The organism is Mesorhizobium sp. M0062 (assembly GCF_040323125.1).
Taxonomy (GTDB): domain Bacteria; phylum Pseudomonadota; class Alphaproteobacteria; order Rhizobiales; family Rhizobiaceae; genus Mesorhizobium.
Window position 1 is genome coordinate 135612 of the sequence record NZ_JAMYUO010000012.1, and the last position, 15830, is coordinate 151441.

At 62.9% G+C, this 15830-nt stretch carries 18 protein-coding genes and 1 pseudogene; 13 read left to right on the top strand and 6 right to left on the bottom strand.

Features of this window, described 5'->3' with window-relative positions; genetic code table 11:
* Positions 1-81: 81 nt before the first annotated feature.
* The 13 genes and pseudogenes from NKJ64_RS16605 to NKJ64_RS16665 all read left to right on the top strand — a co-directional run bounded on the left by NKJ64_RS16605 (position 82) and on the right by NKJ64_RS16665 (position 12419).
* Entirely contained in the window at positions 82-942 is an 861-nt protein-coding gene (locus NKJ64_RS16605) for a carbohydrate ABC transporter permease (RefSeq protein ID WP_023669474.1), read from the top strand.
* On the top strand, positions 939-1895 hold the full coding sequence (locus NKJ64_RS16610; protein ID WP_352462969.1) for a carbohydrate ABC transporter permease: 957 nt from the start codon (positions 939-941) through the stop codon (positions 1893-1895). Before NKJ64_RS16605 ends, NKJ64_RS16610 begins: the two co-directional genes overlap by 4 nt.
* Positions 1892-2983 (top strand): ABC transporter ATP-binding protein, encoded by a 1092-nt coding sequence (locus NKJ64_RS16615; protein WP_023731703.1) that lies wholly within the window; start codon positions 1892-1894, stop codon positions 2981-2983. The genes NKJ64_RS16610 and NKJ64_RS16615 overlap by 4 nt, the downstream gene beginning before the upstream one ends.
* 1 nt (position 2984) lies before the next feature.
* A complete protein-coding gene (locus tag NKJ64_RS16620) occupies positions 2985-4046 on the top strand; it encodes an ABC transporter ATP-binding protein (protein WP_023731702.1) in 1062 nt (353 codons plus the stop codon).
* Between the two features lie 35 nt (positions 4047-4081).
* Complete coding sequence (locus NKJ64_RS16625) at positions 4082-5179, top strand: Gfo/Idh/MocA family protein (RefSeq protein ID WP_352462970.1); 1098 nt, start codon at positions 4082-4084, stop codon at positions 5177-5179.
* Between the two features lie 26 nt (positions 5180-5205).
* A complete protein-coding gene (locus NKJ64_RS16630; RefSeq protein ID WP_352462971.1) occupies positions 5206-6120 on the top strand; it encodes a sugar phosphate isomerase/epimerase family protein in 915 nt (304 codons plus the stop codon).
* 55 nt (positions 6121-6175) lie between these two features.
* The gene (locus NKJ64_RS16635) at positions 6176-7117 is read left to right on the top strand and encodes a sugar ABC transporter substrate-binding protein (protein ID WP_023673173.1); all 942 of its coding nucleotides are present in this window, start codon (positions 6176-6178) and stop codon (positions 7115-7117) included.
* Between the two features lie 61 nt (positions 7118-7178).
* Entirely contained in the window at positions 7179-8183 is a 1005-nt protein-coding gene (locus NKJ64_RS16640) for an ABC transporter permease (RefSeq protein ID WP_050586906.1), read from the top strand.
* Entirely contained in the window at positions 8180-8977 is a 798-nt protein-coding gene (locus NKJ64_RS16645; protein ID WP_502902872.1) for an ATP-binding cassette domain-containing protein, read from the top strand. Before NKJ64_RS16640 ends, NKJ64_RS16645 begins: the two co-directional genes overlap by 4 nt.
* The gene (locus tag NKJ64_RS16650) at positions 8971-10146 is read left to right on the top strand and encodes an aldose 1-epimerase family protein (protein WP_023673170.1); all 1176 of its coding nucleotides are present in this window, start codon (positions 8971-8973) and stop codon (positions 10144-10146) included. The genes NKJ64_RS16645 and NKJ64_RS16650 overlap by 7 nt, the downstream gene beginning before the upstream one ends.
* Before the next feature lie 118 nt (positions 10147-10264).
* Positions 10265-11359, top strand: a complete 1095-nt coding sequence (locus NKJ64_RS16655; RefSeq protein WP_023685252.1) for a fatty acid desaturase family protein — start codon at positions 10265-10267, stop codon at positions 11357-11359.
* A gap of 27 nt (positions 11360-11386) precedes the next feature.
* A pseudogene (locus NKJ64_RS16660) lies at positions 11387-11679 on the top strand (Rieske 2Fe-2S domain-containing protein).
* 572 nt (positions 11680-12251) lie between these two features.
* Complete coding sequence (locus NKJ64_RS16665) at positions 12252-12419, top strand: hypothetical protein (RefSeq protein ID WP_156935602.1); 168 nt, start codon at positions 12252-12254, stop codon at positions 12417-12419.
* Positions 12420-12672: 253 nt separating this feature from the next.
* On the opposite strand, the gene NKJ64_RS16670 is transcribed toward NKJ64_RS16665, so the two are convergent.
* The 6 genes from NKJ64_RS16670 to NKJ64_RS16695 form a co-directional block, all read right to left on the bottom strand.
* Positions 12673-12846 (bottom strand): DUF3606 domain-containing protein, encoded by a 174-nt coding sequence (locus tag NKJ64_RS16670; RefSeq protein WP_023731698.1) that lies wholly within the window; start codon positions 12844-12846, stop codon positions 12673-12675.
* Between the two features lie 316 nt (positions 12847-13162).
* A complete protein-coding gene (locus tag NKJ64_RS16675; protein WP_023673164.1) occupies positions 13163-13369 on the bottom strand; it encodes a hypothetical protein in 207 nt (68 codons plus the stop codon).
* Positions 13370-13572: 203 nt separating this feature from the next.
* On the bottom strand, positions 13573-14013 hold the full coding sequence (locus NKJ64_RS16680; protein ID WP_023707404.1) for a hypothetical protein: 441 nt from the start codon (positions 14011-14013) through the stop codon (positions 13573-13575).
* Between the two features lie 39 nt (positions 14014-14052).
* A complete protein-coding gene (locus tag NKJ64_RS16685; protein WP_023685250.1) occupies positions 14053-14409 on the bottom strand; it encodes a hypothetical protein in 357 nt (118 codons plus the stop codon).
* A 195-nt stretch (positions 14410-14604) separates the two neighbouring features.
* Entirely contained in the window at positions 14605-15117 is a 513-nt protein-coding gene (locus tag NKJ64_RS16690; protein WP_352462973.1) for a DUF4142 domain-containing protein, read from the bottom strand.
* A gap of 482 nt (positions 15118-15599) precedes the next feature.
* The gene (locus tag NKJ64_RS16695; RefSeq protein WP_023673160.1) at positions 15600-15827 is read right to left on the bottom strand and encodes a KTSC domain-containing protein; all 228 of its coding nucleotides are present in this window, start codon (positions 15825-15827) and stop codon (positions 15600-15602) included.
* Positions 15828-15830: the final 3 nt, after the last annotated feature.

Genomic DNA, 15830 nt, shown 5'->3' on the forward strand with positions numbered 1-15830 from the left:
TCCGTCTCCCTGGATCAGCGCTGGAGGGGAGGAGCATCTGTTCCTCCCCGCCGCAGTCAACGCCACCAGCAAAGCAGCCAGATGAAGCGTTCCGTCCCCTTCGAGATATTCCGCTACGCCGCGATCTTCGCGGCGATGGCGGTGACGCTGGTACCGATCCTGTGGATGGTGTCGATGGCCTTCAAGCCGATCGCCGAATGGTCGGCGACCGGCGCCGACCTGACATGGTGGCCGAAGAACCCGACGCTCGGCAATTTCCAGTTCGTCTTCGGCGAGTCCAACAACAATCTGATCGTGGCGCTCGACCGCACCGCGCTGAAGCCGATCCTGTCGTCGCTGCTGTCTTCGGTGTTCGGCACGGCGATCGCAATGTCGGCGGGCACGGCTGCGGCCTACGGGCTGTCGCGTTTCGGCTCCGGCCAGAACCTGCCGCTGGCGCTGATCCAGCTCAGGCTGTTTCCGCCAATGGCGGTGATGATCCCGGTCATGATCATGTGGGCCTTCCTGAACTTCACCGACAGCTGGTTTGGCCTGGCCCTGATCTACGGCATCGTCACCCTGCCGTTCGCTTTCTGGCTCATGAAGACCTTCTTCGACGACATGCCGCGCGAGATCGAGGAAGCGGCGCTTGTCGAAGGTTGTTCGCGGCTGCGCGTCTTCACGCGCATCACGCTGCCGATGATGCGCGCACCGCTGGCCAGCGCCGCCCTCTTCGTCTTCATCCTCAACTGGTCGGACTATCTGATCGCGCTGCTGCTGACGACGCGTGAATGGGTGACGATCCCGGTCTACATGGCCTCGCTGTCCTCCTCGATGACCGGGCAGCTCTATGGCGCCAAGGCCGCGCTCGGTCTTATCGCCGCGGTGCCGCCGGTCATCATGGGCATCGCCATCCAGCGCCATCTGGTGCGCGGACTGACGTTCGGCGCGCTCAAGCAATGAGCGCGGTGACCGTGACTGTCTCAAAGGACGCAAAGGCCGCGCTTGGCAAGCCCGCGCTGCGGGACGAGGGAGCGCGGCTGGGATTCCGGCTGACGCTGCCGGCGCAGGTTTTGGTGCTCTTCATCTCCGTCTTCCCGCTGCTGATGCAGCTCTACATCAGCGTCACCGACTGGTCGCCGCTCTCCGGCCTCGGCTGGTGGAACGCATGGGAGATGTGGAACAGCTTCGCCAACTACACCGACCTTGCCGCCGATGCGCGCTTCTGGAGCGCGCTGAGGCGCACGGCCATCGTCATGGTCGTGTGCGTGCCCGTCGAATTCCTGCTTGGCCTGGCATTGGCGACGCTGTTCGCGGACGATTTTCCGGGCAAGCGGGTCTTCTATTCGATCCTGCTGATGCCGATGATGGTGGTTCCGGCGGTGGCCGGCTACATGTTCTTCATGCTGTTCCAGTCGGGCGGGCCGCTGAACGACATCCTGTCGGCACTCAGCGGTTCCCGCGTCACCATCGCCTGGCTGTCTGACCCCACACTGGCGCTGATCGCGGTGATCATCGCCGATATCTGGCAGTGGACGCCGCTGATGTTCCTGATCCTGCTTGCCGGCCTGGTCGGCGTGCCGCAGGACCAGATCAAGGCGGCGACCCTGCTCGGCGCCAACCCGTGGCAGCGCTTCGTCACCATCGTGCTGCCGAAGATGAAGACGATCATCATCATCGCGCTGGCGATCCGCGTCATCGAGAACTTCAAGATCTTCGACACGCTCTACATCATGACCGGCGGCGGCCCCGGCGTCGCCACGGAGACGATCTCCGTCTACATCTACAAGGTCACGACGCAGGACCTGATCTGGGGCTATGTGGCGGCGATCGCGCTGGCCATCCTGGTCGTGCTTTCGATCGTTGCCGTATTCGCCATGAAGCGCATGGCGCGGGCAAGGCTGGTGCCGGCATGAGCGCGATCCAGCTGCGCAACCTGGTCAAGACCTTTGGCGAGTTCACGGCGCTGAAGACCATGGACCTCGACATCGCCGATGGCGAGTTCATGGCGCTCCTCGGGCCTTCGGGCTGCGGCAAGTCGACGACGATGAACATGATCGCCGGCATGGAGGAGCCGACCAGCGGCAAGATCCTGTTTGGCGAGCGCGACATGGCCGGCGTGCCGATGGGCCGGCGCGGCGTCGGCTTCGTTTTCCAGAACTATGCCATCTTCACCCACATGACGGTGCGCCAGAACCTTGCCTACGGGCCGCGGATGCGCGGTGCGGCGAAAGCCGAGATCGACCGCCGCGTCGGCGCCACCGCCGAGCTGCTGCAGTTGACGCCGCTGCTCGACCGCAAGGCCGACCGGCTCTCGGTCAACATCCTGCAGCGGGTGGCAATCGGACGCTCGGCGATCATGGAGCCGGCCATCTTCCTGCTCGACGAGCCGCTGTCCAATGTCGACGCCGCCTTCCGGGCGGTAATGCGGACCGAGCTCAAGCAGCTGCAGCGCCAGTTCAGGCAGACGATGGTCTACGTCACCCATGACCAGCTCGAGGCCATGACCATGGCCGACCGCATTGCCGTCATGGATCACGGCGTGCTGCAGCAGGTGGGAACGCCGCTGGAAGTCTACAACAATCCAGCCAATGTCTTCGTCGCCCGCTTCATCGGCGCTCCGGGCATGAACCTGCTGAAGGGAAGGCCGGCGGAGAGCGACCGGGGCCTGGTGGTCGATCTCGGGCCACTGGGGGTCACGCCGACGCTGCCGGATGCGCTGGCCGCCACCTTGCGCGGATCGCGCTCTGAGGTGCTTTACGGCTTCCGGCCCGAACAGGTGTCGCTGGTGCAGAGCGGGCAGGGCCTCGCCATGCCGGTGAGCTTCGTCGAGCGGATCGGCGCGAGGACCATCGTCCATCTCGGCGATGGCGAGACCGCCGTGAAGGCGGTGTTCGACAATGCTGTCGGACTGTCGATCGGCGAGCTTGCCGTCGTCGCCCCCGTGGCATCGTCCGTGCGTGTCTTCGATGCCCGCAGCGGCATTGCGATGAAGGCAGGTTGACATGGCCGATATCGTCTTTCGCAATGTCAGCAAGCGTTACGGCACGACGCTCGCGGTCGACGACGCCTCGTTCACCGTCAATGACAACGAATTCTTCTGCTTCTTCGGGCCGCCGCTGTCGGGCAAATCGACAATCCTGCGCCTGGTGCTCGGGCTGGAGACGCCTGACGCCGGAGAGATCCTGATCGGCGGCAAACCGGTCAACACCGTCTCGCCGGCCGAGCGCAATGTCGCCATGGTGTTCCAGAACCTGGCGCTGTTCCCGCATATGAGCGCGCGCGAAAATGTGCGTTTCCCGCTGGTCGAGCGCAAGGTCGCCGAGGCCCAGATCGAAACGCGTGTCGCCGATGTGGCCGCCAAGCTCCACATCGGCCATATTCTGCACAAGCCGCCGGCGCAGCTTTCCGGTGGCGAGCGGCAACGCGTGGCCATAGCCCGCGCCCTGGTGCGCGACCCGAACGCCTATCTGATGGACGACCCGATCTCTGCGCTCGATGCGCGGCTGCGCGAGGAAACGCGCGTCGAGCTCAAGCGCATCCAGCGCGAACTCGGCAAGACGCTGATCTACGTCACCCATGACCAGGAAGAGGCGATGTCGATCGCCGACCGCATCGCGATTCTGGAGAATGGCAGGATCCGACAGATCGGCGCCCCGTCCGAGATCTACGACCGCCCGGCGAACACCTATGTGGCGCGACTGCTTGGTTCGCCGATGATGAACATCCTCAAATCCGTTTGCGGCGAAGATGGCCTCGAGGCCGCCGAAGGCACGGTCAGCATCGACGATCGCGCTGCTCCGGCCGACGCGATCGAAATCGGGCTCAGGCCGGAGGACATCAAGGTCCGGCCCTGGGTCGAAGGGGGCGCTGGCCGCCCGGCGCGCGTATTCGAGGTCGAGCCCCTTGGCGGCTACACGGTGGTAACGCTCGCCGCCGGAGAGGCGCGGCTGAAGGCGCTGCTGCGCGGCCAGCCCGACATCAGGCCGGATGCGGTGGTAGCGATATCCTGCGAGCCGGCCCGGGTGCATTATTTCGGGCAGGACGGAGGCGCGTTGGCGAGATGATCGCGGCTGCGAAAACAGAATTGCGGGAGGAAGACATGGCGAGCGAAGGCTTCGAGCCGGACGTGAAGGTCCGCACGAAAGAATACCGTATCGGCTGCATCGGCGCCGGCATGATCATGGCCGAGTGCCATCTGGCAGCCTATCGCGAAGCGGGGTTCAACGTGATGGCGATCGCCTCACGGACCAAGGCCAGCGCCGAGAAGGTGGCGAAGCGCTGGAGCATTGCGACCGTCCACGACACACCGGAACAGCTGATCGAGGATTCCGAGGTCGAGATCGTCGACCTGGCGTTTCCGCCCGACCAGCAGCCGGCATTGATCCGCCATGCGCTGAAGCAGCCTCACATCAAGGCGATCCTGGCGCAGAAGCCGCTGGCGCTGTCGGTCGATGAAGCCGTGAAACTGCGCGACGAAGCCGCAAAGTCCGGAAAGATCCTCTCGGTCAACCAGAACATGCGCTACGACCAGTCGATGCGCGTGCTGAAGCAGATTATCGACAGCGGCGCGCTGGGCGACATCGTCTTTGCGCAGATCGACATGCATGCCATCCCGCACTGGCAGACCTTCCTTCAAGACTACGACCGGCTGACGCTGGCCAATATGAGCGTGCACCATCTCGACGTGCTGCGCTTCCTGTTCGGCGATCCCTCGGAAATCACCACCCTGACACGCAAGGACCCGCGCACGACATTCGAGCATAGCGACGGCATCACCGTCTCGACGCTGCGCTTTCCCTCCGGCGTGCTCGCCGTGTCGCTGGAGGATGTCTGGTCCGGACCGCGCCAGGAGGGCTATCTGGACGACCAGCACATCAACTGGCGCGTCGACGGCACCAAGGGTGTCGCCAAAGGCACGATCGGCTGGCCGAAAGGCGTGGCCTCGACGCTGACCTATGCCTCGACCGAGACGACGGATGGCAAGTGGGTCAGCCCGAGCTGGGACACGATGTGGTTCCCGCATGCCTTCATCGGCGTGATGGAGCAATTGCAGCATGCGGTGAAGACAGGCGCGCCGCCGGCATTATCGGTGGCCGACAACGTCAAGACGATGGCGCTGGTCGAAGCCGGCTATCGCTCGATCGACGAGGGCCGCACCGTCAAGCTTTCCGAAATCTCGATAAAATCAGCCAACTGAATCGCTTACAGGGAGGAACTCACATCATGATGCAGGCAGGTATTTTCACGGGCTATTTCCCGTACGGCCTCGAAGAGACGGCAAAGAAGATCCGCGGGCTCGGTTTCAACACGGTGCAGCTCGACCTGCATTTTAGGGATGTCGATCTGTCGGCCGGGCAGATCACTGAGGAAAAGGCCAAGCAGGTGCGCGACGTCTTCCGCGACAACAACCTGCCGATCTGCTGCGTGTCGGGCTACACCAACATCATCCATCCCGACAAGGCCGAGCGCGACAAGCGCGTCGGCTATCTCAAGGAGATCATCCGCAATGCGCGCGCCTTCGGCTCGCCCTACGTGATCTCGGAGACCGGCACCTACAACACCGAATCCGACTGGGTGCATCACCCCAAGAACAAGACCGAGGAAGGATTCGAGGAATGCCGCAAGGTGATCTCGGAGCTTGCCCAGACGGCTTACGACCATGGGGCGGTGTTCCTGCTCGAAACCTATGTCAACAATGTCGTCGGTTCGGTCGAGGAGACGGTGAAGATGTTCGCCCAGGTCGACCATCCGGGCCTCGGCCTGCTGATGGATCCGACCAACTATTTCGAAACCCACAACATCGACCGGATGGACCAGATCCTGAACCAGGTGTTCGATACGCTGACCGACAAGATCAAGATCGCGCATGCCAAGGACGTCAAGCGTTCGGGCAGCGACAAGTCGGAAAAGCATGCCGACATCGGCGACGAGGATGCGATGGAGAGCCACACGTTCCGCGGCGTCGGCGAGATCGAGCTGCCGGCGCCCGGGCTGGGCTCGCTGAATTACGATCTCTATCTCCAGCGGCTGGCGGAAAAGCACCCAAACATCCCGGTCATCATCGAGCATCTCTCGGAAGACGACGTGCCGCGCGCGAAGAAATTCCTCGACGGGAAGTTCCGCGCCAACGGGCTGTGAGCGCCGGTTGCGCCGCCGGCGCATGGCGGCGCAACTCCAACCAAGGGAGGAATGAATGTTGAAATTCGCATTGAAAGTGGCTGCCGCGGCAACGCTGGTAGCCGGGGTCTCCTTGAGCCTGCCGGCATTCGCGCAGGACGGCCAGAAGACCTTCTATCTGCTGTCGCATGGTGGCCCTTCGGACGCGTTCTGGATCGACTGGAATGCCGGCGCGACCAAGGCCTGCGACCAGCTCAAGGTGACCTGCAAGATCTCGTTCAGCGGCGGCGACATGGCGGCGCAGAAGGAGGCTTTCAACTCGGCGCTCGCCGCCAAGCCGGACGGCATCGCTACCACCTCGGCTCAGCCCGGCCTGTGGACGGAGGAGGTGAAGGCCGCCAAGGCCGCCGGCATACCGATCGTGTTCTTCAACACCGATGATCCGGCGACCGGGCGGCAGGCCTATGTCGGGGCCGACCTCAGGGAAGCGGGCGTCATCTGGGCCAAGTATCTCGTCGACCACAAGATGGTGAAGCAGGGCGACAAGGTGTTCCTGCCGGTCGAAGTGCCGGGCGCCAGCTACCAGCAGCTCGAGACCGAGGGCATCGCCAGCGTCTTCGATCCGCTCGGCATCAAGTACGACGTGGTCGATTGCGGCACCGACCCGGCCGGCATCATCGCCAAGATGACCGACTACATGGTCGCCAACAATCCGCCGGCAATCATTGCACTGGGCGATTCCGTGGCAGCAAGCATCAAACGCGTCTTCGACGGGGCCGGTGTGTCGGCCGGCAAGGTCCCGGTCGTCGGCTGGGGCAACTCAAAGGAGACGGCCGAGGCGGTCAAGTCCGGCTTCGTCAATGCTGCGGCCTGGCAGTACCCGTCGGCGCAGGGCTTCATGCCGGTGGCGCTGCTCGGGCTTGCGGCCTCTGGCGAGCCGGTCGGCTACGACATTCACACATTCAGCCTCTACGACGCCTCGAGCGTCGAGCCGATCCTGAAACTCTACAACAAGTGACGACAATCGGCGCCCGCCCCGAAATGGCGGGCGCCGGACGAAACGCATGGTCCTGACAGATATGGCAATCACAGCAGACGACGACACGCAGCGAGCGAAGGGCAGGTCTGCGCTGCTGCGTTCGCCGCAATTCTCCTCGCTCATCATCCTCATCGTGCTGCTCGTGGTTTTCGCCATCGCCGACGGCAACTTCCTGTCGCCGCTCAACATATCCAACATGATGGCGTTCCTGCCCGAGCTCGGCATCATCGCTCTCGGCATGACGCTGCTGCTGACGGCGGGCGAGTTCGATCTGTCGGTCGGCGCCGTGTTCGGCCTTGCGCCCGTCGTGGTGATGCTGCTGGTGCAGAATGGCGGTATCGACATCGGCGTCGCCCTCCTGGCCGGGCTTGTGCTGTGCATCGCGATCGGCGCCATCAACGGGCTGATCGTCACCAAGATCGGCATTTCCTCGTTCCTGGTCACGCTGTCGATGCTGCTCGTCGTGCGCGGCGCGGCGCTCTACATCACGCAGGGATTCCCCCTGAAGTCGTGGGACCAGCCCGGCTTCTTCGTCACGCTGCTTGCCGGCAGCTTCAATGTAGGCTCGTTCCGGTTCTACACCTCGCTCTGGTGGTTCATCGGCCTGTCGCTGCTGGCGATTTACATCCTGCGCTACGCCAAGCTCGGCAACTGGATCAGCGCCATCGGCAGCAACCGCAACGCAGCGGTGGCGCGCGGCGTGCCGGCCGACGCGGTCAAGATCTGGCTGTTCATCCTGACCTCGGTGGTGGCCGGGCTGGCCGGCATGATCAGCGCGTTCCGGATTTCGGCCGCCTCGCCGGTGGCCGGCACCGGCTACGAACTCGAAGTGATCGCCATGGTGGTGGTCGGCGGCACGGCGCTCACCGGCGGGCGCGGCACCATCCTCGGCACCATCGTCGGCGCGCTGATGCTGCGCGCCATCCGCAACGGCATCGTGCTGATCGGCGTGCCGGGCTTGGCATACAACATCTTCGTCGGCGTCATCATCCTCGCCATGCTCATCCTGCACGCTTTGCTGCAGAAGAACGCCGCAAGGAGCTGACGATGGAAGTGCTGCGTCTGCAAGACCTGCAAAAGTCCTTCGGCAACGTGCGTGCGCTGAAGAACGCCTCGTTCACCCTCAACGAAGGCGAGGTGGTTGCCCTGCTCGGCGACAATGGCGCCGGCAAGTCAACGCTGATCAAAGCGATCTCCGGCGTCTTCCCGGCCGACCACGGCGACATCTTCGTGCGCGGCGAGAAGGCATCGATCCGCTCGACGCGCGACGCGATGGACCTCGGCATCGAGACCATCCATCAGGACACATCGCTCGCGCCGGACCTCAGCATCGCGCGCAATCTTTTCCTGGGCCGGGAGCCGGTCAATTTCGGCTGGCTCGGCGTGTTCGCGCCGCTCGATCTCGCCAAGCTTCGCAACGCCGCCTCGGCGCTGCTGAAGCGGTTCGGCATTTCGAAAAAGCTCGATGCCGATGCACTGGTGAGCACGCTCTCGGGCGGTGAGCGGCAATCGATCGCGATCTCGCGCGCCATGCAGTTCGCCGCCAAGGTGATCATACTCGACGAGCCGACCAACAATCTTGGCGTCGAGGAAACCCACGGCGTGCTGCGCTTCGTCAAGGAGGTGCGCGACGCCGGCCACTCGGTGCTGCTCATCACCCACAACATCCACCACGTGTTCCAGGTCGCCGACCGCATCATCGTCATGCGCCGCGGCGAAATCGTCGCGGAACAGACGGTCGCCGACACCGACCTGTTGACGGTGGAAAGCATCATCACCGGCGCCGACATGTCGGCCTTGCTCAAGGAGGCGGGCAAAGTGAAGGACGTCGCATGGTAGAGCTTTACGGCAAGACGCTGTCGCGAAGGCAGGTGGCCGAGCGATCCGGCATGCTGTCGCAGTTTGCCGGTGTGCGGCTTATGACGCTCGGCGACGGCGTGGAGCGCGGCATCCGGATGCTCGAGTTCCGCACCGGCTCCGGCCTGCGCTTCACGGCGCTGGTCGACCGGGCGCTTGATATCGCCGATTGCGACTTCCGGGGCCAGGCGATCGGCTGGCATTCGCCGAGCGGCTTTCGCCACCCCGGACTGCACGAGCATGAAGGGGAGGACGGTTTCGCCTTTGGCCGGTCGTTCTCGGGGCTGCTCGTCACCTGCGGCCTCGATCATATACTGGGCCGGCAAGACGTGCCGGCCGAAAGCTACAATTATCCCGGGCGCAAGCGGGTATTGCACTCGCTGCATGGCCGCATCGGCACCGTGCCGGCGCGGCTGACCGGCTACGGCGAGGCCTGGGACGGCGACCGCTGCGTGCTGTGGGCGGAAGGCATCGTCCAGCAGGCAACCGTGTTCGGCGAGGATCTCCATTTGCTGCGCCGCATCGAGGCCGATGTCGGCGGCAGCGAGATCCGCCTGTCGGACCGCGTCGTCAATCACGGTTTCAGCCGCACGCCGCATATGTATTTCTATCACGTCAATGTCAGCCATCCCTTGCTCGACGAGGGTTCGCGCTACCTGGCGCCGATCCGGGATGTCGTCTGGGCGGCGCACGCCGGCGAACGCTACGAGGCGCAGAAAGTCGGCTACCGAACCGTGCCGGCGCCGCAGCTGGGGTTCAGCGAGCAGGTCTGGGAGCACGAGCTTGGCTCCGATGCGGCGGGCGAGGTGCCGGTGGCCGTCGTCAATGACCACCTGGGCCTCGGCTTCGAGGTCGTTACCCGCAAGGATCAGCTGCCCTGCACCTATCAGTGGCAGAACTTCCAGGCCGGCCTATATGCGTTGGGAATCGAACCTTCGACGCATCATGTTCTGGGCAATCTCGCCGCGCGCGAACGGGGCGAGATGATCTGGCTGGACCATGGCGAAAGCCGCTCCTATGACGCCGTGTTCCGGGTGCTCGACGGTGCCGGCCAGATCGCCCAAGCGGAAGCGAGGATAGGGTCGATCGCCCGGCAGCCGCAACAGGATTACCCTGCGCCGTCGGGCGCTTTTGCGAGACTGCAGGCGTGACCGGCTTGAAACGCACGATCGGTTGCCGCGGCGGGCGGGAAGTGCGCCGGAATACGGAAGCAGGCGCGGCCCGGCCGGCCCCAGGCGGCCCTTGCGGAGCGCAGGCGGGAAAGCGGAGATGACGATGACGGCAAGCAGGAAGCGCGACTACAGCCTGGTCGGTGAAAGCACCAAGCGCGCCATTGAGACCGGATTGGCTTCGGCCGAATGGTATCACACCGATGTCCCGCGCAAGGCGATCAAGGAGTTGATGCAACGCTCCGACGGGCCGGCGATCCGCGACACGATCATCTGGGTCGCCGCGATCCTGGTGTCGGCCGCCGGCATCGTATGGTTCTGGGCCACGTGGTGGGTGGTGCCGTTCCTGTTCGTCTATGGCGTGCTTTACGGCTCGTCCAGCGACTCGCGCTGGCACGAATGCGGCCACGGTACCGCGTTCCGGACGCGCTGGATGAACGATGTCGTCTACCAGATCTCAAGCTTCATGCTGATGCGCAACCCCGTGCAATGGCGCTGGAGCCATGCCCGCCATCACACCGATACCATCATCGTCGGCCGCGATGCCGAAATCGCCGTCATGCGCCCCCCAGATCTGCTGCGGGCGGCGCTCGCCTTCACCGGTATTCTCGATTTCCGCTATTCGCTGCCGGCGCTGGTGCGCCAGGCGTTCGGCAAGCTGTCCGATGAAGAGAAGAGCTATATCCCCGAGATGGAGCAGCACAAGGCGGTGATCGCTGCGCGCTGGCATGTCGCCATCTATGCGGCGACAGTCGGGCTGGCGCTGTTCACGTGGTCGCTGCTGCCGCTGGTGCTGATCGGCCTGCCGCGCCTCTATGGCAGCTGGCACATGGTGCTGACAGGGTTGCTGCAGCATATCGGCCTGGCCGACAACGTGGTCGACCATCGGCTGAACACCCGCACCGTCTACATGAACCCGGTCAGCCGCTTCATCTACTGGAACATGAATTATCACGTCGAACACCACATGTTCCCGATGGTGCCCTATCATGCGCTGCCGAGGCTGCACGAGCTGATCAAGCACGACCTGCCGGTAGCGAACCCGTCGATGTGGCATGCCTATCGCGAGGTCTGGCCGGTGCTGCTGAAGCAGCTGCGGTACGAGGATTTTTATCTCAAGCGCGAATTGCCGCCGACAGCCAGACCCTATCGCGGCGAATTTCACCAGGTGGATATGTCGGCGGCGGCTGAATAGCCATAGCGGATGGTGCGGGAGCCGGAGATGGCCGACTGGATTGAAGCGTGCGCGGTCGATGACATCGAGGAAGAGTATGTCATCTGCTTCGATCCTCGCGGTTTGCCGCTCGCCCGATGACGAGCTCTTCACCACCGACGGATATTGGACCCATGAGAAGGCGCATCTAGCCGAAGGGCTGGTGATCGACGACGTCATCGAATGCCTTGAAGCACATTGGCCGCTCTGCGACCGGCCAGGTCAAGGGCGCGCCGGTCTGCGTCAAGCTCGCGATCTATCCGATGAGAATCGAGGCCGGCAAGGTGATGATCCAGATCTGACGCGTGGTAACCGGTCCAGCACCGCGTTTAGCAAACTCAGAGTGACGTTTTCCTGAGCCGAAAGAGACAGACCGTCGCCGACGGGCGCGCCATGGAGGGTAAGCGCCAGCTGGCCATGCTGCGCGTGCTGGTCATGGACGTGGCCGAGGGCCGCCGACCGGGCTGAGGTCGATCGTCTCGATGCCGCCGGAGTTGTGCTGAACCCTAGATCGCGATGCGGCCCCCAGCCTGTTCACCGTGCCGGGCTAGAATTTCTTCGAGATCGGCACCGCCGACTGTTTTCTAAGTTGGGCTTTCCGGCTCCACAAGACGGGCACCGACGCCGTCATTGCAGCGCCGGCTATGCCACGGTCACCGTGCCCAGACATATGTGCTTGGCCCTTTGACCCTGATCGACGAGGTCCTGATTCACTGCTGCTTCTGCTGATCAGCTTTGAGGTGCTGATTGTGCGGTTTGATCTGGCAGCGTTGATACTGGGCGCTACCGCGATCGAAGCGGAAGGACAGCGCCTACCGCAGCGGCAAAACGACCGCCTGAACAAGATCAGTGTGAGGGAAGGAGATGGAATTTATTGGTGCGCAGCGAGCGCGGCAAAGCTGCGCAGGTGATCGTGGCTGGAAAGCGTCGCTACAAAGGCGGTGCGTTGTCAGTTTGGAAGCCGACACGCGTCCGGCAGACGACGGTGATCTCGCTGGCTGACTGCGGCGCGGGATTATTATTGAACGACGGCAGGAAGTAGGCTCGGTGCCACGCCGTGCGTCCAGGACTCGGGTTGGAGTGGATTATGGTTCGGGGTGACCATAGCCGATCTGCGCAGCCTCGAACCTCCAGCGCTTGCCGCATGTTGGGCAGGGGTACAATTTTCACTTTCACGCTCGACCTGCTCCGCGTGTGCGTCAGGATGATGCTACACTCAAATTCTCACCACGGCTCAAGGTTCTCCTCGGCAGCGAGGCTTCATGCCGTAAGCGAGCCGCCCCGGGAAACTGATTTCAATTCCTTCGCAGCCGCAACGAGGCGCGGTCATTCCCGACGGCTTTGATGAGCTCCATCACCTGCTCAGGCGTGATGCCGTTCTGCTGGGCAAAATGGAAGAGTTCGTTGCGTTCGTTGGACGAGACCCGGTTCCTGTCGCGAAAATCACGCTCGGTTTTGTTGTCCGTCATCATCTTCTCCTTTCAACCTCAATTCGCCGGCCCGAACCGCCCGCTGGAGCAAAACTTCCGAGACCGCCGAACGCGGAGGCTGATCGAGCCTCGCTAGGGCTGCTGCGAGTAGACGAAAGCTCCAACTGGCGAAAGCTGGGGGAGCTTGTCCAATGCCGGGGTGGGCTCGGTGCACGCCGTGGCATCGCTTCGGCGACTTTAACCACCCGCCCAGAACACGGATGGGAGCAGCCTCGGAAAGATCCGCCCACCAGGCAATGAAGCTACGCGAACACCGAGTTCCTCGTCCTGTAGCATCAGCAGACGCTCGTGGAGTCTACCCGGCATTCTCGCCGGAATGATCGAAGTGGATGGCGAGGCCAAAGGCGAGCGCTCGCTCGGCGATCATATTGACAAGATGGCTTTCGCCGATCGACAGCGCCGGAACGGCCTCTTTCAACGCCTCGAGAGCGTGCCGTATCGACAAAAGACCCCGCCGCTTGCGGCTGCTCACATATTGATCGATCAGGGATTCCAGTGGCATCTGCCTGCCTCCGCTTCGGACAGGATCTCGTAGCGTGGCTGCGGAGCAACAGCATTCACATTGGTTAAGAGATGGCGGCGAACGCCATCATGCATGCCGCCAAAAACAGACGGCGGTGGGGCTGGCTGATTTACCCCGGGTTGGAGCGCTACCCTCGGGTAAGCATGGCACGACCGTCGCGCCGGGTTCGGACATTTTCGGTGCTACTGCTCCGGTACCGCGGAGGTTTGTGGATGGTTGCGTGCCGCCTCGGCGATTTCCGGAATGAATTTCGTCGCGGTGCAGCTTCGGTTTACATTGGCGCGGGCGGTAAATACCTCTTGCCCGCAGACTTGCGAAGCGAGCGCGATCGGTACGTGCACCGCCAGTGGCAACTCGGTCTCAGCCACTCCCAGATGTCTTGCAACCTGTTGCTTCACCTCCGGCCGGCCGAGCGAGACGTCAACGCCGACATCATCCTTGGCGGTCGGCGACGATCCTTGCGCCGGCAGTCGACCCTGCTTGGCTGTTTGCGACGAGTCGCCGGATTGCTGCGCGGGCTGACTTGTCTGCGCAGATGCCTCGACGCCCAAAGTCAGCGAGGCCGCCAGTCCCAAAAAGGCCCGGAGCCCCAAAGACGCAACCCGAAGTCCGAATGTGCTCATTGTCATGTTCCTCACCGTGCGGGGTTCAACCTGGCGCGCTCAGAGTTCGGTGTTGCTTCGGCCTCTTTCGAAGACAGGGATGTCTTCCTCCTCCTCATCATTGTCACCGGTTGGTATGTCCTCGGCGTAGCTGCGGGTCAGTTCCTCGGTTTCGCTTAAGCCGTCGATCGTCTCATTGGCGCCTGCCCCTTCATCATGACGACCGGTAATTTCGCTGCGGGGCCTTGCGCCGATCGGCTGGTCGACATCGTCGGCTCCCCCGAAACCTGGCTCCGCGCCGTGCCTGTCTTCGTGGCCCACGGGGCTGTCCAACACGGCGGCATCCTCCGGGCGAATGGGTTCATCATTGGCGAAGTCACTTCGTCTCGAATGCGAGGTCTCGTTTTGCTTTGGCATGTCAGGTCTCCTGTTCGTTTGGCAAATTCGACGACGCTGGTGCTTGCACGCCGGACTACCTGAGCGACGCACCTTTAGAGTTCCTGCATCGACGACCGCTTGAAGGTTGCAGCGTCCCTGGGGGCGGAGGCAATGCCAGAGGGTTGGCACAGACTCCACAGCGCCGCGAAGAACCAACGTCGTGGCCAGATCCACTCAGCCCTGAGAACCGCTCTTGCTCAGTTGCTGGGCATGTTTGAAATGCTGCCGGATGACCGGCGCGGTCTTTTTCGCATGGGCCGCCAGATGTTTTGCCTGACCGTTTTCCGCATAGGAGGTCATCAGCGTCAGGGCTTCCTGGTGCGCTGCAACCTGGGCGTCGATGTAGGCGTTATCGAACGCCCCGCTGCTGTCGTTGCTCAATGCTTCCAATTGGGCAGCATGCTTGCTTGTTATCTCCGGTGCCACTGCGACGTCGTCCTTCTTTGCCGCCGCAATGAGCCGCTTGGAAGAATTCGTGTGGTCCTTGATCATCATGCGAGCGAATTCCTTCACTCGTGATGTCTTCGATTTCCGCAGCGCCAACTCACTCGACTGGATCTCGAACATGTCTGAACTCGCAGCTGCTTTGACAAATTCCTGCGGGGACGTCGTCGCGGTCTGAGCCATTGCCCCCGGGCTGATGAGACCGATGGCGATCGCAGCCAAAAGCACTTTGACGAAATGCATGTTGTGCTCCTGCAATATTGCTTAACTGGCCCAACACGGCCGAGCTGCCGTTGTTCCCCTTTTTGTGACAATAAATACCGGGCGGCAGGCGTAGACCCCGAATGGCTCCTGCTCAGCGCTTTGATCATAGATCCGGCCGTATTGCAGGACCGGTGACTGCGCGGAGCTCAGCGCGGTTCTCCGATAAGGGCACTATGATCGCAGAGCAGCCGACCGACTTCGTAAGCCCAGTGGATGCGCAGGAGTGCGCTGTTTGCCGACCCGTCGCCGTGGGTCACGCCGTCGTGGCAGACCTGTCCGACAGGCCCATGAAAACTTCTGCAAAACTGCGATGATGATGGGCAAATAGGCCCAGCACTTAGCTTAGTATAATACGCGCCCGCTGGCCCGGCCGGCCGGCTTTTCGTTTGCCCTCGGAACCTGGTCAATTCGCACAGTTGCTCCCCTGCGATGGCGCGGGCCGCCTCGAATCTGAAATTCTGTCAATCGCCCGATGCGGCTGCTGCCCTCCCTGCCGCGAGCCGGAATGCATAACGATTGCGGATGTGGCTGTTAAAATAGACGCCCTTGGCAAAGGCAGCTTTGAACGCGGCAACGGCCTCAGCAGGTACGTCCAAAAACTCGTAATGCTTCCCGCTCGCTACAAACCAAACCGAGAGAACCCTGGTGTTCGGGTCATAGTCGAACTTGCGTATCGAAGTCGACGGCATGGT